Raw genomic sequence first — 22,245 nt, 5'->3', positions numbered from 1 at the left:
ACGCTGGAAGACGAACCAGCGACCACGCGCGAGCCGACGGGAGGCGGGCATGTCCGGGACCTCGACCGCGCTGCCGGTCCGGGTGGGGCTGCGCGAGGAGCGGATCGCCGTCGACGATCCGTTCGCCACCTTCGTCGCGTTGCGTTCGCGCTTCGGCGAGCGCGAGGTCGCACTGTTCGAGTCGCTCGGCGGGCCGGACATCGACAACCGGGCCGCGCTCATCCAGGTCGGGCGCCTCGTCGAGATCTCGGTGCGGGATCGTCGCGTGGAGCTCGACGGCGACGCCGCGATCTCCGCCCACGTGCGCGAGCGGCTCGTCGCGGCCGGGCTGGTCGGCGAGGAGGGCGACGCGCTGCCGATCGGCGCCGGGGTCACGGTGTGGGATGTCGCCCGCACCTGCGAGGCCGCCTTCGCGCTCGAGGACGCCGCCTCCGATCGTTTCGACTTCGGCTTCAGCGTCGTGCTCGGCTACGAGGTCGCCGCGGAGATCGAGAACCTCCGGTTCGAGCATCCGGGCAGTGACGATCTGCCCGACGTCGTGCTCACCGCCTACGCGAGCACCGTCTCGTTCGACCTCGTCCACGCGACGGCGACGGTCATCGCGACCGAGTCCCCGCTCTGGGGCTCGCGCTACGACGAGGTCGCCGACGCGCTGCGCGATGCGGCGGCTGCGCCGGTCGTGCTGCCCGCCGATCCCGCGGCGCCCGGCACCGACGTCTCCGACTCGCTCGGTGAAGCCGAGTACCTCGAGATGGCCGAGGTCGCGCTCGAGCACATCCGTGCCGGCGACATCTACCAGGTGCAGCTCGGTCACGAGATCCGGGTGCGCGGCGCGCGCGACGACCTGGCGGTCTACGCCCGGATGCGGCGCGACAACCCCTCGCCGTACATGGCCTTCATTCCGGTCGGGGAATACGCGGTGCTGAGCGCCAGTCCGGAGCTGCACGTGCGCGTCTCCGGTGACGAGCTGCTCATGCGCCCGATCGCCGGCACGGCGCGCCGCGGCGCCGACGAGGAGCAGAACGCGCGCAACCGCGAGTGGCTGCTCGCCGACGACAAGGAGGCCGCCGAGCACGTCATGCTCGTCGACCTGTGCCGCAACGATCTCGGCCGCGTCGCGGTGACCGGATCGGTGACCGTCGACCAGCTGATGACGGTCGAGACCTACTCGCACGTCTTCCATCTCGTGAGCACGGTGTCGGCGACGCTGCGGTCCGGGCGCGACGTCTGGGACGTCGTGTGCGCGACGTTCCCCGCCGGCACGATGACGGGCGCGCCCAAGATCCGCGCGATCCAGATCATCGAGGAGCTCGAGAACTCGCGTCGCGGGTTCTATGCGGGGGTCTTCGGCCTCGTCGGCGTCGGCGGGTTCGCCAATCTCGCCCTCAGCATCCGCACGGTCGTCGCCGGTCCCGACGGGTACTCGCTGCGCGCCTCGGCGGGTGTCGTGATCGACTCGTCGCCGCAGTCGGAGTGGAACGAGACCCTCGCCAAGATGGGCGCCCCGGCGCGCGCGACGACCGGGAGGGACCTGCTGTGAGGGCTCTGCTCGTCGACGCGTTCGACAGCTTCGCGCACATCATCTACCAGTACCTCGAGGTCGCCGGCGTCGAGACGGAGGTCGTGCGCAGCGGCGAGCTGACACCCGAGCAGGTGCGCGACGGCGCGCACGACTTCGTGCTGCTGGGGCCGGGGCCCGGAACCCCGGAGGACTCCGGCCACGTCGAGCTCGTCCAGGCGCTCGCGGGGGTGAAGCCCGTGCTCGGCGTCTGCCTCGGCCATCAGGCCATCGCCGTCGCGTTCGGCGGCATCGTGGATCGTGCGGCCCGCCCGATGCACGGCAAGACCAGCGCGATCGAGCACGACGCCCGCGGCGTGTTCACCGGTCGCGTCGCGTCGTTCCCGGCCACCCGCTATCACTCGCTCGCCGTCGTGGAGGGGTCGCTGCCGAGCGAGCTCGAGGTCTCGGCCCGCGCCGCCAACGACGGCGCCGTCATGGGGCTGCGGCACACGTCGCTGCCGATCGAGGGCGTGCAGTTCCACCCGGAGTCGGTGCTGACCGAGGCGGGCCTCGCGCTGTTCCGCTCCTTCATCGCCACGGTGCCCGCGCCGGTCGACTGAGAACCTCTTCAGCCGGCGCCGCGCAGATCCCCGGTCGGCCGGGGCGGACTCCCGGATCGCCCGGGAGCATGGGTCAGTGCCGCGAACGAACGACGACGCCGTCCGCGTGCCGCAGCCGACCGTCCTGTTCTGGGTCATCAAGCTCCTGAGCACCGGGGCGGGGGAGGCGATCTCCGATTTCTTCGTGAAGACGTTCGACCCCGTGCCGGTGGTGCTGATCGCGGGCGTGGTCTTCGCGGCCTGCTTCGCGATCCAGATCACCGCCCGGCGGTACGTGCCGTGGCGGTACTGGCTCTTCGTGAGCCTCGTCGCGGTGTTCGGCACGATGGTGGCCGATGCGACGCACATCGTCGTCGGGGTGCCCTACCCGATCTCGACGGGCGCGTTCGCCATCGCGCTCGCGGTCGTGCTGATCGCGTGGCGGCTCGCCGAGGGTACCGTGTCGATCCACTCGATCACGACGGGCCGGCGCGAGCTCTTCTACTGGGTCACCGTGCTCGTCACCTTCGCGCTCGGCACGGCGCTCGGCGACCTCACCGCGACGAGCTTCGGGCTGGGCTGGCTCGGATCGGGCGTGCTGTTCGTGGCTCTGTTCGCGATGCCCGGGATCGCCTTCCTCCTGCGCGCTCCGGCCACCCTCGCGTTCTGGTGGGCGTACGTGCTCACCCGGCCGCTCGGCGCCTCGTTCGCCGACTGGCTCGGCATGCCGCCGGATGCCGCCGGCCTCGGGTTCGGTCCGCTGCCGGTCGGCGCCGTGGGCGCGGCGCTGATCGTCGCCGGGGTGGCCCTTCTCCAGCGCCGGGGGCGCGCGATGCCGGTGCCCGCCGCGCCGTATCGTGGCGAGGGATGACGTTCACGCCGCCTTCCCCGTTCACCACCCGGCCCGAGCTGCACGGCACGTTCGGCATGGCCGCGACGACGCACTGGCTCGCGACGGCCAGCGCGCAGGCCGTGCTGGAGCGCGGCGGCACGGCGTTCGACGCGGCGATCGCGGCCGGGTTCGTGCTGCACGTCGTCGAGCCGCACCTGAACGGCGCGGGCGGTGACCTGGTCGGCCTCTACGCGACGGCCGGCGACCCGACCCCGCGCGTGCTCGAGGGGCAGGGCCCCGCGCCCGCCGCCGCGACGATCGAGCACTACCGCGCCGAGGGACTCGGCGGCGTCCCCGGGGCGGGCGTGCTCGCGCCCGCCGTGCCCGGTGCGGTGGCCGCCTGGCTGGCCCTGCACGAGCGGCACGGCACCTGGGAGCTGGGCGACCTGCTCGCCTTCGCGCTCGGGTACGCCCGCGACGGCCATCCGGTGCTCGGCCGGGTGGCGGCCACGATCGGCCGGATGCGCGAGGTCTTCGTCGAGCACTGGCCCACGTCGGCGCGGCGCTGGCTGGTCGAGGGCGCGCCGCCGGCCCCGGACTCGATCGCCCGCAATCCCGAGTACGCGCGCGTGCTCGAGGGCCTCGCCGCCGACGGGCTCGGCTACTGGCACGGCGAGGTGGCCGACGCGATCGGGGCATTCGCGGGCGAGCCGACGTGGCATCCGGTCGACGGCCGGGAGCACCGCGGCGTGCTCACCGCCGACGACCTGCGCGCGTTCCTGCCCGAGGTCGCCGGCACCGCGATGACGTACCAGTTCCGCGGCACGACGGTCGCGAAGGCCGGCCCGTGGTCGCAGGGCCCCGTGCAGCTGCTCATGCTCGCGATGCTCGACGGCCTGCCCGATGAGCGGCTCGACCCGTCGACGGCGCTCGGGGTGCACACGATCGCCGAGGTCGAGGCCCTCGCGATGGCGGACCGCGACGCGTGGTTCGGCGACGGGTGCGACATCCGGGGCCTGTTCGATCCCGGCTACCTCGCCGAGCGCCGAGCGCTCATCGGCGAGCGGGCCGCACGCGACTACCGGCCGGGCAGCCCGCAAGGGCGCACCCCGTGGATGCCGCCGCTCAGCACGGAGGGCGAGCTCGCGGGCAGGCCGCCGGGCACCGGGGAACCCACGGTCGACCTGCGGTCCAAGGGCGCCCCGCGCGGCGACACCTGCCACCTCGACGTGATCGACCGCTGGGGCAACATCGTGTCGGTCACGCCGTCGGGCGGCTGGCTGCAGTCGTCGCCGACGGTGCCGGAAATCGGCTTCGCACTCGGCACCCGGTTGCAGATGGCCTGGCTCGACCCGGCGTCGCCGACGGCGCTGCGACCGGGGATGCGTCCCCGCACGACGCTGAGCCCCACGCTCCTGCTGCGCGAGAGCCGCGCGGTGGAGGCGCTCGGCACGCCGGGGGCGACCAGCAGGACGAGTGGCAGCTCACCTACCTGCTGCGCCGGCTCGTCGGCGGCTGGCCCGCGCAGGCCGCGATCGACGGTCCCGGTGCGCACTCGACCGCGCACGTCGGCTCGTTCGAGCCGCGCACCTGGACCCCGGCCGGGCTCGCCGTGGAGGATCGCCTCGGCGACGACGTCATCGCCGACCTCGAGGCCCGCGGCCACGTGGTCACGCGCGAGGGCGACTGGTCGCTCGGGCGCATGTCGGCCGTGGGCGCGCACCCCGAGGGCGGGTACTTCGCCGCGGCGAACCCCCGTGGGTCGCAGGGCTACGCGGCCGGCCGCTGAGCCGTCTCGCGCCCGCTATCCGTTCTGGGGGAAGCCGAGGTTGATGCCGCCGTGGGAGGGGTCGAGCCAGCGTTGGGTGATCGCCTTCTCCTGGGTGAAGAAGTCGAAGCCGGCCGGGCCGTATGCCTTGCTCGCGCCGAACAGCGACTGCTTCCATCCGCCGAAGCTGAAGTAGCCGACCGGCACGGGGATCGGCACGTTGATGCCGATCATGCCGACCTGGATCTCGTTCTGGAAGCGCCTCGCGGCGCCGCCGTCGTTCGTGAAGATCGCGGTGCCGTTGCCGAACCGACCGGTGTTGATGAGCTCCACGCCCTCCTCGAAGGTGGCGACGCGCACGACCGACAGCACCGGTCCGAAGATCTCGTCGCTGTAGACCCGGGATGAGGTGGGCACGTTGTCGATGAGCGTGGGGCCGAGCCAGAACCCGTCCTGCGCGCCGTCGGCCTCCACGCCCCGGCCGTCGACGACGACGTCGGCGCCGTCCTCGAGCGCGAGGTCGATGTAGCCGGCGACCTTGTCGCGGTGCTCGCCCGTGACGAGCGGCCCCATGTCGGGGTTCCTGCGACCGTCGCCGACGCGCAGCCCCGCCATCCGCTCCCTGACCTTCGCGATGAGGGCGTCGGCGACGGGGTCGACGGCGACGACGACCGACACCGCCATGCACCGCTCGCCCGCGGAGCCGAAGCCCGCGTTGACCGCGGAGTCCGCGACCAGGTCGAGGTCGGCATCCGGCAGCACCAGCATGTGGTTCTTGGCGCCGCCGAGGGCCTGCACGCGCTTGCCGGTCTTCGCCGCGGTCTCGTAGATGTACTGCGCGATCGGCGTCGACCCCACGAACGAGATCGAACGCACCTCCGGATGGTTCAGCAGCGCGTCGACCGCGACCTTGTCGCCGTGCACGACGTTGAAGACGCCGTCGGGCAGGCCGGCCTCGGTCCAGAGCGCCGCGATCCAGTTGGCCGCCGACGGATCCTTCTCGCTGGGCTTCAGCACGACCGTGTTGCCGGCCGCGATCGCGACGGGGAAGAACCACATCGGCACCATCGCGGGGAAGTTGAAGGGCGAGATGATGCCCACGACGCCGAGCGGCTGCTTGATCGAGTACACGTCGACGTTGGTCGACACGTTCTCGGAGTGCTCGCCCTTGAGGAACTGCGGGAACCCGCAGGCCAGCTCGACGATCTCGAGCCCGCGGGCGATCTCGCCGGCCGCGTCGGAGAGCACCTTGCCGTGCTCCGAGGTGATGATCTCGGCCAGCTCGTCCCGGCGCTCGTTGAGCAGCTCGCGGAAGCGGAAGATGACGGCCTGCCGCTTCGCGATCGACGTGTCGCGCCATCCCGGGAACGCCGCGGCGGCCGAGAGCACGGCCGCGTCGACCTCCTCCTCGGAGGCGAGCGCGACCTGCTTGGTCACGGCGCCGAGCGCGGGGTCGTAGACGGGGGCGGTGCGACCCGAGGTCGAGGGTGCGGGGCCCCGTCGATCCAGTGGTCGACGGATGCCGTGCTCGTGCGGGAAAGGGTGTCGGTCATGGTCTCCTCCGGAGCGGTCAGAGCGCGCCGAGCGCGGTGTCGATGATGCCGAGGCCGCGGTCGACCTCGGCGGGAGTGATGACGAGCGGCGGCACGATGTGCAGCCGGTTGTCCTGGACGAACGGCAGGAGCCCGCCGTCGAGCAGCGCCTTCTTGAGGCGCCCCATATCGGGTGCCGGCAGCGGCGCCCGCGTCGCGCGGTCGGCGACGAGCTCGACCGCCCAGAACGCGCCGAGGCCGCGGACCTCGCCGATCACGTCGTGCGTGCGCTGCAACGTCGCGAGACCCGGGCCGAGATGATCGCGCCCGATCTGCGCGGCGTGGTCGACGATCCCCTCGTCCTCCATCGCGTCGAGCGTGGCGAGGATGCTGGCGGCCGCGAGCGGATGCCCCGAGTAGGTGAGCCCGCCCGGGAACACGCGCTCGTCGAAGTGGTGCGCGATCGGGTCGGAGATCATGACGCCGCCGACCGGCACGTACCCCGAGTTGACGCCCTTGGCGAAGGTGATGAGGTCGGGCACCACGCCGTCGTGGTCGAGCGCGAGCCAGTGCCCGGTGCGGCCGAAGCCCGCCATGACCTCGTCGAGGATCAGCACGATCCCGTACCGGTCGGCCAGCTCGCGCACGCCCGCGAGGTAGCCGGGCGGCGGCACCAGGATGCCCGCGGTGCCGGGCACGGTCTCGAGCAGGATGCCGGCGATGGTGTCGGCGCCCTCCGCCTGGATGACCCGCTCGAGATGGTGCAGCGCGCGCGCCGACTCCTCCTGGGGCGTCGTCGCCCAGAACTCGGAGCGGTAGAGGTAGGGCCCGAAGACGTGCACGTGGCCGCGCGCGTACTCGTTCGGCATCCGGCGCCAGTCGCCGGTCGCGACGATCGCGGCGCCCGTGTTGCCGTGGTAGCTGCGGTAGTGCGACACGATCTTGTCGCGGCCGGTGAACAGCCGCGCCATGCGCATCGCGTTCTCGTTGGCGTCGGCGCCGCCGTTGGTGAAGAAGATCTTCGAGAAGCCGGCGGGCGCGTGCTGCAGGATGCGGCGGGCCGCCTCCGAGCGGGTCGCGTTGGCGGTCGACGGGCCGATCGTGGTCAGGAGGTCGGCCTGCTCCTTGATGCCCGCCACCACCGCCGGATGCTGGTACCCGATATTGACGTTGACGAGCTGGCTGGAGAAGTCGAGCCAGCGGTTGCCGTCGAAGTCCCAGACCTCGCAGCCGCGGCCGCCTGCGATGACCATCGGGTCGAGCGCGCCCTGCGCCGACCACGAGTGGAAGACGTGCGCGCGGTCGAGCGCCTTCACCTCGGCGTTGGTGCTCACGTCGCGGATCACGTCGGTCACGGGTGCCTCCTCGGGGCGTCGTCGCGCTTCGATCATCCTCCGCCGGTCGGCTGCGCCGGTATGCCGATCTGGCTAACGTGGGCATAATCCTCGACGAACTGGCAAAGGGGTGCCCATGGCCGCGACGCTGCGCACGCTGCTGGACACCGCGCGCTTCCACCTGCGGCTCATCGTGCCGCCGATCGATGCCGCCGTGCTCGACGAGCCGCTGGCCTGGGCCCACAGCTCCGACCTGCCCGACCCCACCCCGTGGCTCGAGCCCGGCCAGCTGCTGCTGACCGACGGCGGATACTTCCGGCGGCATCCGGGGCGGGATGCCGCCGACGCCTACGTCGAGCGCCTCGCCGGCGCGTCGGTGCGCGCGCTGGGGTTCGCGACCTCCGTCATCCACGACGAGGTGCCGCCGGCGCTCGTCGACGCGGCGCGCCGACGGGACTTCCCGCTGATCGAGGTCGCCGATCGCACGCCGTTCATGGCGATCATCCGGCATGTCGCCGACACGATCGCCGCCGACCAGCGTGAGCGGCTCGACTGGCTGCTCGACGCGCAACGGGCGATCGCGCGGGCCGCGCTGCGCGTCGACGGGCTGAGCGCGATCCTGCACGAGCTCGAGGATCGCCTCGACGGGTGGGTGGCGCTGTTCGACGCCGCGGGGGAGCGGGTCGCGATCCCGACCGAGCGGCGCATCCCGGAGGAGCTGGGCGGTGCCGTGGAGCACGCGGTGCGGCGGGCGCTCAGCACCGGAACCCGGCGCGGCGGGCGGATCTCGACGGCCGGCGGGGAGGTCACGCTGCAGACCCTCGGCCGTCGCGACCGGTTGCGCGGCGTGCTCGCGATCGGCAACCCCGCGCCGCTCGACGAGGCCGGCGCCGACCTCGTCGCGAGCGTCATCGCGCTCGCCTCGATCGCGCTCGAGCAGAGCCGCGCCCTCGAGGACGCGCGCCGCAGCCTGCGCGCGGGCGTGCTCGACCTGCTGCTCGCGGGAAGCGTCGACGTCGCGGCGCGCAGCGCCCAGCTGCTCGGCAGCCCTCTGCCCGCCGAGCCGGTGCGGGTCGTCGTCGCCCCTGCCGGCGCCGCACGGCGGCTGCTCGTGGAGGAGCTCGAACTCGACGCCGAACGCGGGCGAGGCCCGTTCTTCGCGCTCGACGGGGATCGGCTCGTGCTGCTCGTCCCCGACGCGCGGCTCGATGCCCTGGCCGCCGTCCTGCGCCGGCACCGCACCATCGCAGGCGCGTCCGGTCCGGCGGGATGGGGCGAGCTGCGAGCGGCGCTGGCCGAGGCCGAGCGCGCGGCCGCCGCGGTCGCCGATGGGGGTCCGGCGCGCTCCAGCGCTTCGACCAGCTGGCCGCCGACGGGATGATCGGACTGCTCGCCCGCTCGGGCGGCCGCGAGGCCTCCCGGCGGCTGCTCGAACCGCTGCGCGATCGGCCGGCGGGCGACGTCGACGAGCTGCTGGGCGCTGCGCGCGTGTGGCTGGGCCACAACGGGGCGTGGGATCCGGCGGCGAAGGAGCTCGGCATCCACCGGCACACCCTGCGGGCGCGCATGGCCGGGCTGGGGTCGGCGATCGGACTCGACCTCGACGATTTCGCGGGGCGGGCCGAGCTGTGGGCGGCGTTGCAGCTCTCGTGACCGAGTCTCGCCTCGCCCGAGCGTTGACTGTGGGATGACGCGTGCTCGCCGGTGCCGTGGCTACCGTGCAGGAATGCTGATCCTGGTCATTGTGCTGCTGGTGCTCTGGGCGATCCTGTCTGTGGTCGGGTTCGCGATCAAGGGCCTCGTCTGGCTGGCCATCATCGGCATCATCCTGTTCGTCGCCACCCTCGTCATCGGCCTGCTCCGGCGAGCGGTCACGCGTCGGCGCAGCAAGGTGTAACCGCAGAGATACCGGCGAACGGCGCCCCCGTTCGGGGAGATCGCTAGGGAATCGGCCGCTTGGCGTGTATACCTCGGAATAAGGGAAGGTAGAACGGGGGTTCTACCCTTTCGCGCTGGAGTTCGTCGCAGCCCATGCGAGATGAGGCCGTCATGGCCGCAGGAAACTCCACGTCCATACTCCGTATCGCCGCGCTGGCGGTGCCGCTCGCCGCGGCCCTGGCGTTGGTCACCGGGGTCGGCTCGGCCATGGCGGCCGAGGCTCCCGTCGGGATGCTGACGAACGAGCAGGTTGCCGTGCTGGCGGGCTCCACCGTCACCAACACGGGGCCCACGATCGTCTCGGGTGATCTCGATCTCAGCCCCGGCTCATCGGTCACGGGCTTCGGACCCGGCACCGTCACGGCGGGCACGACGCACGTCGCGGATCCCGTCGCGGTCCAGGCTCAGGCAGATCTGACCACCGCCACCGGCGACGCGTCCAGCCGCGCCTCCACCGGCAACGTGCCGGTGGATCTCGCCGGGCTGACGCTCGTGCCGGGCGTCTACGACGGCGCCGCGCTCTCCCTGTCCGGCACGCTGGTGTTGAACGGCGACGCCGACTCCGTCTTCATCCTCCGAGCCGCGAGCACGCTGATCACCGGCAGCAGCAGCGTCGTCTCGATGATCGGTGGTGCCACCTCGTGCAATGTGTGGTGGGTGGTGCCGAGCTCAGCGACGCTCGGCAGCGATTCGACCTTCGTCGGAACGATCCTCGCCGGGGCCACGATCACCGCCGACACCGACGCCACCATCGCCGGACGCCTGCTGGCCAGCACCGGCGCGGTGAATCTTCACTCCAACCTCGTCACCCGTCCGGCCGGATGCACGAACACCACGGGAGGATCCTCGAGCGACGGTGGCGGTACCGACGGCACGGGCGGGAGCGGAGGCACCGGCGGTTCGGCGACGGGCGGATCGTCGACGACAGGCGGCCCATCGTCGTCGCCCACTCAGACCGGGACGCTCGCAGCGACGGGAGTGAGCACGGTGCCGGCGGGTCTTGCGCTCGGCCTGCTCGCGAGCGGCATCGTGCTCACCGTCCTGCGTCGACGCATTCTCCAGGCGCGCCACTGAGGTTCGTCGGGCGGGATGGCCTTCGGGGGCGTGCGGAGCGCCCCGCGATGTGCGTCGGCCGGTCGCCAGGCCGCCGCCGACGCCGCTGAGAGGCGGCTGCGATGGTGACCCGGCAGCGCACCCGCGGGCGAATGCTCGGAGCATGGGCAGAGGTGTGGCGGTGGTGACGGGCGGCAGCGCGGGACTCGGGCGGGCGATCGTGCGGGAGCTCGCGGGCCGGGGCTGGGATGTCGCGGTGCTCGCCCGCGGAGCGGACGGCGTCGAGGCCGCGGCCTCCGAGGCGCGCGAACGCGGCGTGCGGGCGATCGGCGTCACCGTCGATGTCGCCGACACGGATGCCGTGGAGGCGGCCGCCGACCGCGTCGAGGCCGAACTCGGCCCGATCGAGCTCTGGGTCAACGACGCGATGGTGTCGGTCTTCGGCCCGTTCGACCAGATCGAGCCGGCCGACTTCGAGCGGGTCATCCGGGTGGTGTTCCTCGGGTTCGCGAACGGCACGCGCGCGGCCGTGCGGCGCATGGAGCCGCGGGGAGCGGACACGTGATCCAGGTGGGGTCGGCGCTGGCGCACCGCGGCATCCCGCTGCAGTCGGCGTACTGCGCGTCGAAGCACGCGATCAAGAGCCTCAGCGAGTCGGTGATGGTCGAGCTGGAGCACCGGGGGTCCGACGTGCGGATCTCGCAGGTCGACATGCCCGCGATGAACACCGTGCAGTTCAACTGGGTGAAGAACCTGCTGCGGCACCACCCGCAGCCGGTGCCGCCGATCCTGCAGCCGGAGGTGTGCGCCGCGATCCTCGCCGACGTCGCCGACCGACCGCGCCGGCGCACCTGGGTGGGCGAGGCGACGGTCGCGACGATCCTCGGCACGCGCCTCTCGGCGCGGCTCGCCGACCGGCTCGCGCTGAAGTCCGGGTTCGCGCAGGAGGACCCGTCGCTGCACGAGCCGATGCTGCCGCCGAATCTGTGGGAGCCGGTGCCCGGCGACCACGGCGCGCACGGCGCCTTCGACGATCGGGCCAAGGCCCTCACCCCGCAGACCTGGGCGCAGCAGCACCGCGGGCTCGCCGCCGCGATCGGCGCCGCGGGGGCCGTGGTCGCCGCCACCGCCCTTGCGTCCGGCATGCGCGCCGCGCGACGCTAGAGGCGATGACACACTCGATCGACTGGACGCCCGTCACGCCGGACCACGTCCGCACCGCGCTCGCCGACTACGACCGCCTCGGCGCGGAGGAGTTCCTGCGCACGGCCGGCTTCGGGCCGACCACGACCTACGACCTCGTCGTCGACGACCGCACCTACCCGCCCAAGGCGATCCTGGGGGCCGCCTACGCGGACGCCACCGGCACCCGCCTGGAGCCCGGCGACTTCGAGGGCGGCCGCTCGGGTGCCGTGCGCGTCCTGACGGCGCTCGGCTTCGACGTGCGCGAACGGGCACACTGACCCCGGATGACGCGTGCGCTCCCGCGGCGTAGCGTCGTCGCGTGGTCCCGATCGCCTACAGCCAGCTCGCGCCTCGGATCGTCTTCGATGTGCTGGTCGGGTTGCTCGCGCTGGGCGAGGTCGTCATCCGGATCCGCTCGTCGATCAACTCCGCCGGGTCGGGCACGCGACCCGAGCGCGGCAGCCTGATCCTGCTCGTCGTCGCGCTGGTGCTCGGCCTCGGCGGGGGAGCCGTCGTCGCCGGTCGCGTCACCACGCTCACCCTGCCCGGGCAGCTGCCGCTGTTCGTGATCGGCGCCGCCCTCATGGCGGCGGGACTCGCCCTGCGCTGGTGGTCGGTGGTTGTGCTCGGCCGGTCGTTCACCGTCGAGGTGCGCGTGCGCGACGAGCAGCAGGTCGTGGATCGCGGGCCCTATGCGGTCGTGCGGCATCCGTCCTACACGGGGCTGGCGCTCGTCTTCGTCGGGTTCGGCCTGATGCTGGGCAACGGTCTCGCCCTCGCGCTCGCGGTCGGGATCCCGCTCGCCGGACTCGTCAACCGCATCCGCGTGGAGGAGCGGATGCTGGCCGACGGCATCGGCGAGCCGTACCGGCGCTACCTCGCGAGAATCCGGTACCGCCTGGTGCCGTTCGTCTGGTGAGGGCGTGGAGCAGGCTAGGCGTGTCGGGCGTCGCCGAGGCGTCTCGAGAGGGTGTGCGCCGCCTCGAGCAGCAGCACGCCCAGCTGCGCGGTGCGCTCGCCCGCGAGCCGTGACTCCACGCCGTTGAGGCTGATCGCCCACGCGGGCGCGCCGTCGTGGTCGAAGACGGCGGCGCCGAGGCCCCAGCTGCCCGCGACGATGAGGCCCGGATTGACCGCGTAGCCCAGTCGCCGGGTCTGGGCGATGCGCGCCAGCAGGGGCCGGATCGCGTGCGCGGCCCCGTAGGACGCTTCGAGCCGCGGCCCCTCGCGGCGGGTGTACGCGTCCGACTCGGCCGGCGGCAGGTGGGCGAGGATCGCGAGGCCGGCGGAGGCCACCCCGAGGGGGAACCGGATGCCCTCGTGCAGCACGTGCGAGCGCAGCGGGAAGCTGCCCTCCTGGGCGATCAGGCAGACCGTCTCGTCGCCGCGCCGGGCGGAGAGGAAGGCGCTCTCGCCGGTGCGCTCGGACAGGGCCCGCACGACGGGGCGCGCGGTGGCGGTGACGTCGTAGCGCTCGGCGGCGACCGCGCCGAGCAGGAACATCTCCGGGCCGAGGTACCAGCGGCCGCGCGCCGTGTCGCGGTCGACGAACCCGTCAGCGGCCAGGGCCGCGAGCACGCGCTGCGCCGTCGAGCGCGGAAGCCCGGTCGCGGCCGCGACCTCCGACGTGCTCACGCCGGCGGACGCGCTCGCTCCGACCTGCCGCAGGATCGCGGTCGTGCGGCCGATGAGCTGGGTCCCCGCCATGCTCATATTGTGAGCACACACTGCCCAGTCGCGCCATCGCGCGGGCGAACCGGAGCCGGGTGCGGCCGGCGGGGTTAGCGTCGAGTCGTCGGCCCGAAGGAGTGCGATGACGAAGCTGGTCCCCGCGCCGCGGACGCCATCCAGGCGATCGCGCGCGACGGCATGACGGTCGCGGTCGGCGGTTTCGGCCTCTCGGGCAACCCGAGCACGCTGATCCGGGCGCTCGTCGAGACGGGCGTGCGCGACCTGACCGTGGTGAGCAACAACATGGGCGTCGACGGCAAGGGGCTCGGCCTGCTGCTGGAGAACAAGCAGGTCGCCAAGGTGCTCTCGTCGTACGTCGGCGAGAACCGGCTGTTCGCGCAGCAGTACCTCGACGGCGAGCTCGAGGTCGAGTTCGTGCCGCAGGGCACGCTCGCCGAGCGGCTGCGGGCGGGGGCGCGGGCATCCCGGCGTTCTACACGCCGACCGGGGTGGGCACGCCGATCGCGCAGGGCAAGCCGGAGGCCGAGTTCGACGGGGTGCGGGCGATCCTCGAGCGCGGGATCGTCGCCGACCTCGCGCTCGTGCGGGCGCATCGCGCCGACCTCGAGGGGAACCTCCGCTACCGGCTCACGGCGCGCAACTTCAACCCGCTCGTCGCGACCGCCGGGCGGGTGACGGTCGCGGAGGCCGACGAGGTGCTGCCGGAGGGGAGTACCTGGGGCCGGACGACATCCACACCCCCGGCATCTACGTGCAGCACATCGTCGCGGCCGATCCCGCCGACAAGCAGATCGAGCAGAGGACCCTTCGTGTGGAGTCGTGACGAGATGGCGGCGATCGCCGCCCAGGAGCTCGCGGACGGCCAGTACGTGAACCTCGGGATCGGCATCCCGACCCTGGTGGCGAACCACCTGCCGCCGGGGGTGCGGGTCACGCTGCAGAGCGAGAACGGGATCCTCGGCACCGGACCGTTCCCGGTCGAGGGCGACGAGGATCCCGACCTCATCAACGCGGGCAAGCAGACCGTCACGCTGCTGCCGGGCGCCTCGATCTTCGACTCGGCGACGTCGTTCGGCATGATCCGCGGCGGGCACGTGCAGATCGCGATCCTCGGCGCGCTGCAGGTGGCGGCCAACGGCGACCTCGCCAACTGGCAGATCCCCGGCAAGCTCGTGAAGGGCATGGGCGGCGCGATGGACCTGGTCGCCGGCACCCCGCGCGTCGTCGTCATCACGGAGCACGTCGCCAAGGACGGCACGCCGAAGATCGTCGAGACCTGCACCCTGCCCCTGACCGGCGTCGGCGTCGTGAACCGGATCATCACCGATCGCGCCGTCTTCGACGTCGCCCCCGGCGGCCTCGTGCTCCGCCGACTCGCCCCCGATCAGACCGCCGCCGAGCTCCGCACGCTCACCGGCGCACCCTTCCAGGAGGACCTCGCATGACCGCCGCCGTCATCACCGGGTACGCCCGCACCCCGTTCGCGAAGTACACGGGCGCGTTCGCCAAGGTGCCCGCGACCGAGCTCGGCGCGCACGCCGTGAAGGCGGCGCTGGCGCGGTCCGGAGTGGCTCCGGATGCCGTGCAGCGCGTCATCGGCGGCCAGGTGCTGCAGGGCCTCGCCGGCCAGAACCCCGCGCGCCAGGCCGGCGTCGGCGCCGGCGTGCCGTTCGACGTGCCTGCCATGACGCTCAACGTCGTCTGCCTCTCGGGGCTGGAGGCCGTCATCGCGGCCGCGCACCTCATCGAGCGCGGCGACGCCGACGTCGTGGTCGCCCTCGGCATGGAGTCGATGTCGCTGGCCCCGCACGCCTTCCCGGGCCGGGCCGGCACCCGCTACGGCGCCATCGAGCTCGTCGACACGCTCCACCACGACGGGCTCACCGACGCGTTCGAGAAGGTCTCGATGGGCGCGTCGACCGAGGCCGGCAACGACAGGTTGCACCTCGACCGCGCCGCCCAGGATGCCTGGGCCGCCCGCTCGCACCAGCGGGCCACCGCCTCCCGCGAGTTCCTCGCCGGCGAGATCGAGCCGTGGTCCAACCTCGCCGAGGACGACGGCGTGCGCCCCGACACCACCCCCGAGACGCTCGCCCGGCTCCGCCCCGCGTTCCGCCCCGAGGGCACGATCACGGCGGGCAACGCGTCGCAGGTGACCGACGGCGCTGCGGCGCTCGTGCTCATGAGCGAGGATGCCGCGGCGGCGGCGGGCGCCACGCCGATCGCGCGCGTGCTGGGCTCCGCGCTCGTGGCGGGGCCCGACATCCAGCTGCATCACCAGCCCTCGAACGCGATCGTGGCCGCGCTGACGAAGCTCGGCGCCGACGCCTCGGAGCTCGGCCGTGTGGAGATCAACGAGGCGTTCGCGTCGGTCGCACTGGCCTCCGTGGATGCGCTCGCGATCGATCCCGACATCGTCAACGTGCACGGCGGCGCGATCGCGCTGGGGCATCCGATCGGGGCGTCCGGAGCGCGGCTCGCGGGCACCCTGGCGCGCCAGCTGCACGAGCCGGGGCCTCCGGCATCGGCGCGGCGGCTCTCTGCGGCGGCGGCGGGCAGGGCTCGGCACTGATCCTCGAGGCGGTCTGAGCCGATCAGGAGCCGAAGCCGGCCCGACCGGCCACCGCCCTAGGGGTGCAGCACGACCTTGACGCAGCCGTCCTCCTTGTCGCGGAAGGTGAGGTAGAGCTCCGGCGCCTCGTCGAGCGAGCCGTGATGGGTCACGAGGTCCGTGACGCCGAGAGGGTCGGCCGGGTCCTCGACGAGCGGCCACAGCTGCGGGATCCAGCGCTGCACGTTGCACTGGCCCATGTGGATCGAGATCTGCTTGTCGAACAGGTTGAGCATCGGCAGCGGGTCGCCGACACCGCCGTACACGCCGCTGATGGACACCGTGCCGCCGCGTTGCACGATGTCGAACGCGGTCATCATCGCGGCCAGCCGATCGGCGCCGACCGTCTTCATGAGCTTCTTGGCCATGGCATCCGGCAGCATGCCGGCGGCGTGCTGGCTGAACGCGGCGACCAGGTTGCCGTGCGCCTCCATGCCGACCGCGTCGACGACGCCGTGCGGTCCGCGGCCGTCGGTGCGATCCAGGATCTCGTCGCGCAGCCGGTCGCCGAGGTCGAGGGTCGCGACGCCGTGCCGCTCGGCCATGGCCCGTCGCTCCGGCACCGGGTCCACCGCGATCACGTCGTAGCCGAGGTGGCGGCCGACGCGGGAGACCAGCTGCCCGACGGGGCCGAGGCCGAGCACGGCGAGCGAGCCGCCCTCCGGAACGTTCGCGTACTGCACCCCTGCCACGCGGTGGGCAGGATGTCGCTCAGGAACAGGTAGCGCTCGTCGGGGAGGTCGGTCGTGATCCGCATCGCGTTCGCGTCGGCGAGCCGCACCCGCAGGTACTCCGCCTGCCCGCCCGGCACGCTGCCGTACAGCTCCGTGTAGCCGTACAGCGATGCGCCGGTGTCCTGACCCGGCGTGCGGGTCCTCTCGCACTGGGTCGTGAAGCCGCGCCGGCACTGGTAGCACTCCCCGCAGGCGATCACGAACGGGATGACGACCCGGTCGCCGATGGAGATCTTCGACACCGCGCTGCCGGTCTCGACCACGACGCCCATGGGCTCGTGCCCGAGCACGTCGCCCTTGTGGAGGAACGGTCCGAGCACATCGAGCAGATGCAGATCGGAGCCGCAGATCGCCGTCGACGTGATCCGGACGATCGCGTCGGTCGGCTCCAGGATCTCGGGGTCCGGAACGTCGATCGTGCGGACGGAGCGGGGGCCTGCCAGGTGAGCGCCTTCATGAGCCCAGTGCACCGCAGCGCCGGCGACCGCTCGCGGGTTCCCCGGAGGCGCCCAGCCTGCCGGGGGTCAGTCCGGCGGGGCGATCGCCCTCGTCGTGAAGATCGAGTCGCCGTGCAGCTCGTCGGGCTCGACACGACCCGACTCGACGAAGCCGAGCTTCGCGAGGACGCGGCGCGACGCGGTGTTCCACTCGCGGACCGTGGCCCACAGCCGCCGGTGCCCGGATGCCTGTGCCCAGCCGATCACGCCGCGGGCGGCCTCCGTCGCATATCCATGGCCCCATGCCCGCCGCAAGAGCTCGTACGCCAGCTCCGGCTCGTCATCCTGCCCGTACGCGTTGGCGATGAGGCCGCAGTATCCGATCGCGCCCTGGAGGCCTCTGCGTTCCACCGCCAGTATGCCGAGCGACGGCGGCGGCTGGTCGCGCCGGGTCCGCTCCTCGAGTTCTTCCTGGGTCGGGTGACCATCCGAGGTGATCCGCCGGTGAGCGGGAACACGGGGATCGCGCTCTCCCCAGAGCTCGTGCTCCACGGGCGCGTCGCCCACCCGCCACCTCCGCAGAAGCAGGCGCTCCGTTCTCACGAGCAGACCGTCACCGGGCGCTCGATCGGTGTCCATCGCCCGCAGGCTAGCAAGCGCACCGGACGCTCCCGCTCGACACCTCGGCGTCTACGCCTCGCCGTCGGACTCGTCACCGGCGACCGGGAGCAGCGCGATGCCGACGCCGGGCGCGATCAGGAGCTGCGCCGGCGCCATCGAGCCCTCGCCGTAGTTGACCTCGATCCATCCGCTGCCGCGGCTCAGGATCTGATCGATCTCGGCGCGCAGGTCGGCGAGCGCACGCCCGCCGACGCTGTAGTGGCGGCCGCCGTAATAGATGTCGATGCGCTTCACGTCACCTCGTCGGAGTCGGGGCGGTGCGGCGGTTCGGGCACGAGGTGCAGCCCGGCTGCCGAGTTCGCGGTGGCCATCAGGTCGTCGACCCACGCCCGGTTGATCGCCGGGCTCCGTCCTCCGAAGAACTTGTAGACCATCGAGACGCGGGGGTGGATCCAGATGATCGTGCGGCCGTCGCCGATGGACGCCTCATCGCGCCAGCTGAAGTGGAACGACTCCCCCGGCGCATCTTGTTGCCGATGACCAGCTGGAGGTGGGCGAGGACCCGATCGTCGAAATCGACGGCGATGGTGCCGTCGTAGGTCAACCTGCCCATGGCGGACCTCCTTCGGCGACCGGCGCAACGATCCTCGTTCCTCGCCGTGCGGCAACCCGGCCGGAACGACGCCCAGCAATCGCGCATCTTCGCGAAGCTGCGTGTCAGCGCAAGGACGCGTCCTCCCGGCCCGGATGCGCGCACCGTGGAGGCATGACCCATATGACGTTCGAGGTGGCGTCCGGCCACCGGCTCGGCATCAGCGGCCTGGGCGAGCCCGCGTCGACCAAAGTCGCGGTGCTGTGCCATGCGGCTCCCGGCACCGGCGCGATCGATCCGGATCCACTCGCGAGCAACCGCAGCGGGTTGCGCATCATCGGCATCGACCGGCCCGGCTACGGCGCGAGCGATCGCTACGAGGGCGAACCGGATCTCGACGTCTGGCTCGCCGACGTGCGCGACTACCTGAGCCGCCTGGATCCCACCTCGCGGGAGGCGTCGGGGCTCGACATCGAGTTCGCCGGCGTGATCGGCATCGGCTACGGCGCCTTCTACGCGGCGGCGCTCGCCGCGACCGTTGCGGACTGCCCGCGCCTCGTGCTGCTGGAGCCCTCGGCGCCCCTGTTCCGCAGCGAGGCGCTCGACGACCCGTCGCAGTGGGATGCCGAGGGCGTCGACCCGATGTCCGGTGCGGTCGACCGCCAGAGGCCCGCCCTCGATGCAGCGGATTCCTACGGCGCCGCCGCCGACCACCTGCTCCTCGCCGACCTGGGCTGGACGCGCCGGGTGCGCGACGTGCATGTGGACTCCACCGTGATCGGCGTGCCCGACGATGCGGGAACGGCGTGGTGGAGCCGCCACCTGCACCACCCGAGGACGATCGACCTGCCGGAGGGCGGCCTCCCGGGTCTCGGCTTCGGGTGGGGCACGGCTCTCACCGTGCTCGGCGGAGCCGCCTGACCCGGATCAGGGGTGAAGCAGGCGTTCGGCCTGCCGGGCCGCGAGCGCCATGATCGTGAGAGCCGGGTTGGCGCTGCCCTGGGTCGGCAGGATGCTGCCGTCGCTGATCATGAGGTTGCGCACCGCGAAGCTGCGGCCGTCGCGATCGACGACGCCGTCGCGCTCGGTGGCGCCCATGCGCGCGCCGCCGACCAGGTGCGCGAAGCGCTGGATGGTCATCGTCTCGGTCGCGCCGGCCCCCTCGAGGATCCGCTCCATGACCTCCTGCGCGGCCGCCAGCAGCTGCCGGTCGTTGTCGCACTGGTCGTAGTGGAAGTCGGCCACGGGCATCCCGAACCGGTCGGTCATCGACGCCAGGGTCACGCGGTTGCCGGGCAGCGGGAGGAACTCGCACAGCGACCCCAGCACCGCCCAGTGCGGGTAGTCGCTCATGTAGCGCCGCAGGTCGGCGCCCCAATGGCCCTGCGCCGCCACGTGCTCGGCCCAGGTGATCGGCAGCGGCGAGACGGTCTGCACCGAGAAGCCGCGCTGGTACGGCTTCGACGGATCGGTCTCGTAGAACTGCTCGGTGCTGACCTCGGGAGGCGGCGCCTTCCACATGCGGATCTCCTCGGAGAACCGGCCGGCGGTCTGCGGGGCGCCCTGCACCATGACGTACCGCCCGACGAGGTCGTGGTCGTTGAGGAGCCCATCGGGGAACCGCGGCGAGGTCGAGTTCAGCAGCAGGCGCGGCGTCTCGATCGAGTAGCCGGCGATCGCCACCAGCGCCGCGCGCTGGAACCGCTCCACCCCGTCGCGCACGTAGTGCACGCCCGTCGCGAGGCCGGTGCGCTCGTCGTAGCCGATCCGCGTCACCATCGAGTCGGCGCGCACCTCGGCGCCGTGCGCGAGGGCGTCGGGCAGGTGCGTGATGAGCGGCGACGCCTTCGCGTTGACCTTGCAGCCCTGCAGGCAGAAGCCGCGGTAGATGCAGTGCGGCCGGTGGCCGAAGCGGCCGTTCGGGATCGCCACGGGTCCGACCCGCACGTCGATTCCGGCCGCGAGACCGCCGCGCTGCATGACCTCGCCGTTGCCGCCGACCGGATGCGGTCGGTGCGGATAGCCGTGCGGATCGCCCCACGGCCAGTGCTCACCCGCGACCGGCAGCTCGGCCTCGATCCGCTCGTAGTAGGGGCGCAGCTCGGCGTAGTCGAGCGGCCAGTCGGCTCCCACCCCGTCGACCGACGCGGTGCGGAAGTCGCTCGGGTGGAACCGCGGCGCGTAGCCCGCGAAGTGCACCATCGATCCGCCGACACCGCGCCCCGAGTTGTTGGAGCCGAGCGGCACGGGGCTCGAGCCGCTGATGACGCGCGGGTCGGTCCAGTACAGCGTGTGCGATCCCGCCTCGTCGCTCACCCAGTCGGCGTCCGGATCCCAGAACGGCCCGGCGTCGAAGGCGACCCCCGCCATCCGGCACGGGCGAGTCGCTGCAGCAGGGTCGAGCCGCCCGCGCCGGCGCCGACGATCGCGATGTCGACCTCGTCGGCGTCGTCGAACCGCCGCATGTCGCGGCGCAGCCCGTGCGGCAGGGCGCCGCGCTCGTCGAGCAACCAGGCGGAATCGTTGCGCTCGCGCACGGCGGCCTCCGCGGTCCAGGTGGTCATGCGCCCACCGGGTCCTCGTCGGCGCGCGTGTCGGCGACCTCGAAGGGCTCCCGTTTGCCGATGCCGATGTTCTTGTAGCCGCGCGGGTAGGCGGGCCCCGAGAAGCCGATCTCGTCCCACGCCCACGGATGCGCGTAGAAGGCGGTGGCGGCGTACCGGGTCCAGAGGCCCCAGATGTGCGTCGCGGGCATCGCGTGCCACGGGCTCATCCGGAGGTCCTGCACGGCGCCGAGCACGGCGCGCTGCTGTGCCACCGTGGCCTCGGCGAAGTCCGCGTTGGCGATGAGCCGGGCGTCGTCGTCGAGACCGGCCATCGACCGGCGCCACGCCTCGGCGTCGATCGGCATGTCGTCGTAGTGCCAGCCGTCGGTCTCCTCCGCGGCCAGCCGCTGGCCGATCATGACCTCGACCTGGATGCGCGGCTCGCCGTCCTGCGCGAGCAGCCGGTCGACCAGGGCGCGGCACGTCGCGAGCTCGTGGTCGTCGAAGAAGCCTACGCGCCGGGGCGGATCGAGCCGGCGCTGCACGGTCCGGCGCGTCACGGCATCCCAGTGCGGCCCCTGATCGAGGGTGCGGAACCCGGGGTAGCGGCCGCCGCCGTCCTGCTCCGGAAGGGGCAGCGCGCTCACTTCTCGCGCCGCAGCACGGCGGCCAGGATCGCCATCCCGCCCACCATGGTGACCAGCAGCGGGGCGAGCAGGGGCGGCCCCATCTCGAGGTTGTACCGGAGGTTGTGGAACCCGCCGGGCTTCTGGTGGATGCCGCGCGCGTGCAGGTAGACGCCCTGCAGCCCGTTCGCCACGATCGCCGCCCCCGCGATCGGCAGCGCGATCTTGGCGGCCCGCCGGCTCGCGACCCCGGCGACGCCCGCGACGGCGCCGACGGGTCCGAGCGCGACCGGCACCCACATCCACGGGTTGCCGAAGCTCGCCTTGTCGTGCTCGAAGTAGATCTCGCCCGCCGTGACGAGCGCGCCGGCGGCGGTCAGCGCGGCGAGCGAGCGCTCGAACCGGCCGTGCCGGACATCCTCGACGAGACGGACGGCCTCGCGCGTGCCGCTCCGGGACCACGATCTTCTCCGCACGCTCCCACGTTAGGAAGGCCGTTCGACGGCCGCGACGGCATCGGGCGAGTTCCCAGGTCGTTTCGTGGCTGAAGGTTTTCCGCGACCCCGCTCGATGGGCACGAGACGGGCGCAGGCTGGGGAAATGGCACGCATCGCATCCGAAGTCCTCATCGAGCGCCTGTCCGA

At 72.7% G+C, this 22,245-nt stretch carries 22 protein-coding genes and 5 pseudogenes; 16 read left to right on the top strand and 11 right to left on the bottom strand.

The genetic code is table 11. The annotated features are described in order from the left end of the window. Window positions 1-49: 49 nt before the first annotated feature. From QQK35_RS06740 to QQK35_RS06725, 4 genes and pseudogenes are all read left to right on the top strand, one after another. The gene (locus QQK35_RS06740; RefSeq protein WP_284253476.1) at window positions 50-1,540 is read left to right on the top strand and encodes an anthranilate synthase component I family protein; all 1,491 of its coding nucleotides are present in this window, start codon (window positions 50-52) and stop codon (window positions 1,538-1,540) included. Continuing rightward, a complete protein-coding gene (locus QQK35_RS06735; protein ID WP_284253475.1) occupies window positions 1,537-2,121 on the top strand; it encodes an anthranilate synthase component II in 585 nt (194 codons plus the stop codon). The genes QQK35_RS06740 and QQK35_RS06735 overlap by 4 nt, the downstream gene beginning before the upstream one ends. A 76-nt stretch (window positions 2,122-2,197) precedes the next feature. Continuing rightward, the gene (locus tag QQK35_RS06730) at window positions 2,198-2,971 is read left to right on the top strand and encodes a COG4705 family protein (protein WP_284253474.1); all 774 of its coding nucleotides are present in this window, start codon (window positions 2,198-2,200) and stop codon (window positions 2,969-2,971) included. Continuing rightward, window positions 2,968-4,649: pseudogene (locus tag QQK35_RS06725) on the top strand (gamma-glutamyltransferase family protein); the annotation flags it as partial. The gene QQK35_RS06730 and the pseudogene QQK35_RS06725, both read left to right, overlap by 4 nt. Before the next feature lie 87 nt (window positions 4,650-4,736). Here the strand turns inward: QQK35_RS06725 and QQK35_RS06720 are convergent. Together QQK35_RS06720 and QQK35_RS06715 are read right to left on the bottom strand one after the other, a co-directional pair. After that, a pseudogene (locus QQK35_RS06720) lies at window positions 4,737-6,253 on the bottom strand (CoA-acylating methylmalonate-semialdehyde dehydrogenase). A gap of 17 nt (window positions 6,254-6,270) precedes the next feature. Next, window positions 6,271-7,578, bottom strand: a complete 1,308-nt coding sequence (locus tag QQK35_RS06715; RefSeq protein WP_425564955.1) for an aspartate aminotransferase family protein — start codon at window positions 7,576-7,578, stop codon at window positions 6,271-6,273. A 124-nt stretch (window positions 7,579-7,702) separates the two neighbouring features. Here QQK35_RS06715 and QQK35_RS06710 point away from each other — a divergent pair, with 124 nt between their 5' ends. From QQK35_RS06710 to QQK35_RS06675, 8 genes are all read left to right on the top strand, one after another. Continuing rightward, on the top strand, window positions 7,703-8,947 hold the full coding sequence (locus tag QQK35_RS06710) for a PucR family transcriptional regulator ligand-binding domain-containing protein (RefSeq protein ID WP_284253472.1): 1,245 nt from the start codon (window positions 7,703-7,705) through the stop codon (window positions 8,945-8,947). Beyond that, a complete protein-coding gene (locus QQK35_RS06705) occupies window positions 8,944-9,219 on the top strand; it encodes a helix-turn-helix domain-containing protein (protein ID WP_284253471.1) in 276 nt (91 codons plus the stop codon). Before QQK35_RS06710 ends, QQK35_RS06705 begins: the two co-directional genes overlap by 4 nt. Before the next feature lie 73 nt (window positions 9,220-9,292). Continuing rightward, window positions 9,293-9,463: a hypothetical protein gene (locus QQK35_RS06700; protein ID WP_284253470.1), complete on the top strand. Its 171-nt coding sequence runs from the start codon at window positions 9,293-9,295 to the stop codon at window positions 9,461-9,463. A gap of 152 nt (window positions 9,464-9,615) precedes the next feature. Then, a complete protein-coding gene (locus tag QQK35_RS06695; protein WP_284253469.1) occupies window positions 9,616-10,578 on the top strand; it encodes an ice-binding family protein in 963 nt (320 codons plus the stop codon). 142 nt (window positions 10,579-10,720) lie between these two features. Further along, on the top strand, window positions 10,721-11,122 hold the full coding sequence (locus QQK35_RS06690) for an SDR family NAD(P)-dependent oxidoreductase (protein WP_284253468.1): 402 nt from the start codon (window positions 10,721-10,723) through the stop codon (window positions 11,120-11,122). Next, window positions 11,119-11,721, top strand: a complete 603-nt coding sequence (locus tag QQK35_RS06685) for an SDR family NAD(P)-dependent oxidoreductase (protein WP_284253467.1) — start codon at window positions 11,119-11,121, stop codon at window positions 11,719-11,721. Before QQK35_RS06690 ends, QQK35_RS06685 begins: the two co-directional genes overlap by 4 nt. A gap of 5 nt (window positions 11,722-11,726) precedes the next feature. Next, window positions 11,727-12,020, top strand: coding sequence for a ScoMcrA-related endonuclease (locus tag QQK35_RS06680; protein WP_284253466.1), 294 nt, complete (start codon window positions 11,727-11,729; stop codon window positions 12,018-12,020). 41 nt (window positions 12,021-12,061) lie between these two features. Then, the gene (locus tag QQK35_RS06675) at window positions 12,062-12,661 is read left to right on the top strand and encodes a methyltransferase family protein (protein ID WP_284253465.1); all 600 of its coding nucleotides are present in this window, start codon (window positions 12,062-12,064) and stop codon (window positions 12,659-12,661) included. 14 nt (window positions 12,662-12,675) lie between these two features. Here the strand turns inward: QQK35_RS06675 and QQK35_RS06670 are convergent, their stop codons facing one another. Then, entirely contained in the window at window positions 12,676-13,449 is a 774-nt protein-coding gene (locus tag QQK35_RS06670; RefSeq protein WP_284253464.1) for an IclR family transcriptional regulator, read from the bottom strand. Between the two features lie 162 nt (window positions 13,450-13,611). Here QQK35_RS06670 and QQK35_RS06665 point away from each other — a divergent pair. The 3 genes and pseudogenes from QQK35_RS06665 to QQK35_RS06655 all read left to right on the top strand — a co-directional run bounded on the left by QQK35_RS06665 (window position 13,612) and on the right by QQK35_RS06655 (window position 16,006). After that, window positions 13,612-14,257, top strand: a pseudogene (locus QQK35_RS06665) (CoA transferase subunit A). A gap of 4 nt (window positions 14,258-14,261) precedes the next feature. Further along, window positions 14,262-14,879 (top strand): 3-oxoacid CoA-transferase subunit B, encoded by a 618-nt coding sequence (locus tag QQK35_RS06660; RefSeq protein WP_284255627.1) that lies wholly within the window; start codon window positions 14,262-14,264, stop codon window positions 14,877-14,879. Beyond that, window positions 14,876-16,006 carry an acetyl-CoA C-acyltransferase gene (locus tag QQK35_RS06655; RefSeq protein ID WP_431311797.1) on the top strand — a complete coding sequence of 377 codons (1,131 nt, stop codon included), beginning with the start codon at window positions 14,876-14,878 and terminating at the stop codon, window positions 16,004-16,006. The genes QQK35_RS06660 and QQK35_RS06655 overlap by 4 nt, the downstream gene beginning before the upstream one ends. Window positions 16,007-16,062: 56 nt before the next feature. On the opposite strand, the pseudogene QQK35_RS06650 reads toward QQK35_RS06655, so the two are convergent. The 4 genes and pseudogenes from QQK35_RS06650 to QQK35_RS06635 form a co-directional block, all read right to left on the bottom strand. Next, window positions 16,063-17,236: pseudogene (locus tag QQK35_RS06650) on the bottom strand (alcohol dehydrogenase catalytic domain-containing protein). A gap of 67 nt (window positions 17,237-17,303) precedes the next feature. Beyond that, window positions 17,304-17,855 carry a GNAT family N-acetyltransferase gene (locus tag QQK35_RS06645; RefSeq protein ID WP_284253462.1) on the bottom strand — a complete coding sequence of 184 codons (552 nt, stop codon included), beginning with the start codon at window positions 17,853-17,855 and terminating at the stop codon, window positions 17,304-17,306. Window positions 17,856-17,906: 51 nt separating this feature from the next. Next, the gene (locus tag QQK35_RS06640) at window positions 17,907-18,131 is read right to left on the bottom strand and encodes a hypothetical protein (RefSeq protein WP_284253460.1); all 225 of its coding nucleotides are present in this window, start codon (window positions 18,129-18,131) and stop codon (window positions 17,907-17,909) included. Continuing rightward, window positions 18,128-18,450 (bottom strand): annotated as a pseudogene (locus QQK35_RS06635) (DUF7882 family protein). Before QQK35_RS06635 ends, QQK35_RS06640 begins: the two are co-directional and overlap by 4 nt. A 153-nt stretch (window positions 18,451-18,603) precedes the next feature. Here QQK35_RS06635 and QQK35_RS06630 point away from each other — a divergent pair. Continuing rightward, a complete protein-coding gene (locus QQK35_RS06630) occupies window positions 18,604-19,350 on the top strand; it encodes an alpha/beta fold hydrolase (RefSeq protein ID WP_284253459.1) in 747 nt (248 codons plus the stop codon). A 6-nt stretch (window positions 19,351-19,356) separates the two neighbouring features. Here QQK35_RS06630 and QQK35_RS06625 read toward each other — a convergent pair whose 3' ends face one another. Genes QQK35_RS06625 through QQK35_RS06610 form a run of 4 tightly spaced genes read right to left on the bottom strand, consistent with a single transcriptional unit; the run spans window position 19,357 to window position 22,077 of the window. Continuing rightward, window positions 19,357-20,799, bottom strand: coding sequence for a GMC family oxidoreductase (locus tag QQK35_RS06625; protein WP_284253458.1), 1,443 nt, complete (start codon window positions 20,797-20,799; stop codon window positions 19,357-19,359). Beyond that, window positions 20,742-20,993, bottom strand: coding sequence for a hypothetical protein (locus QQK35_RS06620; RefSeq protein WP_284253457.1), 252 nt, complete (start codon window positions 20,991-20,993; stop codon window positions 20,742-20,744). The genes QQK35_RS06625 and QQK35_RS06620 overlap by 58 nt, the downstream gene beginning before the upstream one ends. Continuing rightward, entirely contained in the window at window positions 20,990-21,622 is a 633-nt protein-coding gene (locus tag QQK35_RS06615; RefSeq protein WP_284253456.1) for a gluconate 2-dehydrogenase subunit 3 family protein, read from the bottom strand. Before QQK35_RS06615 ends, QQK35_RS06620 begins: the two co-directional genes overlap by 4 nt. Continuing rightward, on the bottom strand, window positions 21,619-22,077 hold the full coding sequence (locus tag QQK35_RS06610; protein ID WP_284253455.1) for a hypothetical protein: 459 nt from the start codon (window positions 22,075-22,077) through the stop codon (window positions 21,619-21,621). Before QQK35_RS06610 ends, QQK35_RS06615 begins: the two co-directional genes overlap by 4 nt. Window positions 22,078-22,245 lie beyond the last annotated feature (168 nt).

This window comes from Pseudolysinimonas kribbensis, assembly GCF_030161895.1.
Classification (GTDB): domain Bacteria; phylum Actinomycetota; class Actinomycetes; order Actinomycetales; family Microbacteriaceae; genus Pseudolysinimonas; species Pseudolysinimonas kribbensis.
The sequence above is the reverse complement of the archived record's forward strand: the minus strand, read 5'-3'. Positions and strand labels throughout refer to the sequence as shown.

Excerpts from the sequence above, each read along its gene's own strand:
- QQK35_RS06670 (WP_284253464.1), bottom strand. The coding sequence starts at position 13,449 with ATGGCGGGGACCCAGCTCATCGGCCGCACGACCGCGATCCTGCGGCAG.
- QQK35_RS06710 (WP_284253472.1), top strand. The coding sequence starts at position 7,703 with ATGGCCGCGACGCTGCGCACGCTGCTGGACACCGCGCGCTTCCACCTG.
- QQK35_RS06680 (WP_284253466.1), top strand. The coding sequence starts at position 11,727 with ATGACACACTCGATCGACTGGACGCCCGTCACGCCGGACCACGTCCGC.
- QQK35_RS06705 (WP_284253471.1), top strand. The coding sequence starts at position 8,944 with ATGATCGGACTGCTCGCCCGCTCGGGCGGCCGCGAGGCCTCCCGGCGG.
- QQK35_RS06655 (WP_431311797.1), top strand. The coding sequence starts at position 14,876 with ATGACCGCCGCCGTCATCACCGGGTACGCCCGCACCCCGTTCGCGAAG.
- QQK35_RS06660 (WP_284255627.1), top strand. The coding sequence starts at position 14,262 with ATGGCGGCGATCGCCGCCCAGGAGCTCGCGGACGGCCAGTACGTGAAC.
- QQK35_RS06695 (WP_284253469.1), top strand. The coding sequence starts at position 9,616 with ATGGCCGCAGGAAACTCCACGTCCATACTCCGTATCGCCGCGCTGGCG.
- QQK35_RS06690 (WP_284253468.1), top strand. The coding sequence starts at position 10,721 with ATGGGCAGAGGTGTGGCGGTGGTGACGGGCGGCAGCGCGGGACTCGGG.
- QQK35_RS06625 (WP_284253458.1), bottom strand. The coding sequence starts at position 20,799 with ATGGCGGGGGTCGCCTTCGACGCCGGGCCGTTCTGGGATCCGGACGCC.
- QQK35_RS06740 (WP_284253476.1), top strand. The coding sequence starts at position 50 with ATGTCCGGGACCTCGACCGCGCTGCCGGTCCGGGTGGGGCTGCGCGAG.
- QQK35_RS06645 (WP_284253462.1), bottom strand. The coding sequence starts at position 17,855 with ATGGACACCGATCGAGCGCCCGGTGACGGTCTGCTCGTGAGAACGGAG.
- QQK35_RS06630 (WP_284253459.1), top strand. The coding sequence starts at position 18,604 with ATGACCCATATGACGTTCGAGGTGGCGTCCGGCCACCGGCTCGGCATC.
- QQK35_RS06700 (WP_284253470.1), top strand. The coding sequence starts at position 9,293 with ATGCTGATCCTGGTCATTGTGCTGCTGGTGCTCTGGGCGATCCTGTCT.
- QQK35_RS06620 (WP_284253457.1), bottom strand. The coding sequence starts at position 20,993 with ATGACCACCTGGACCGCGGAGGCCGCCGTGCGCGAGCGCAACGATTCC.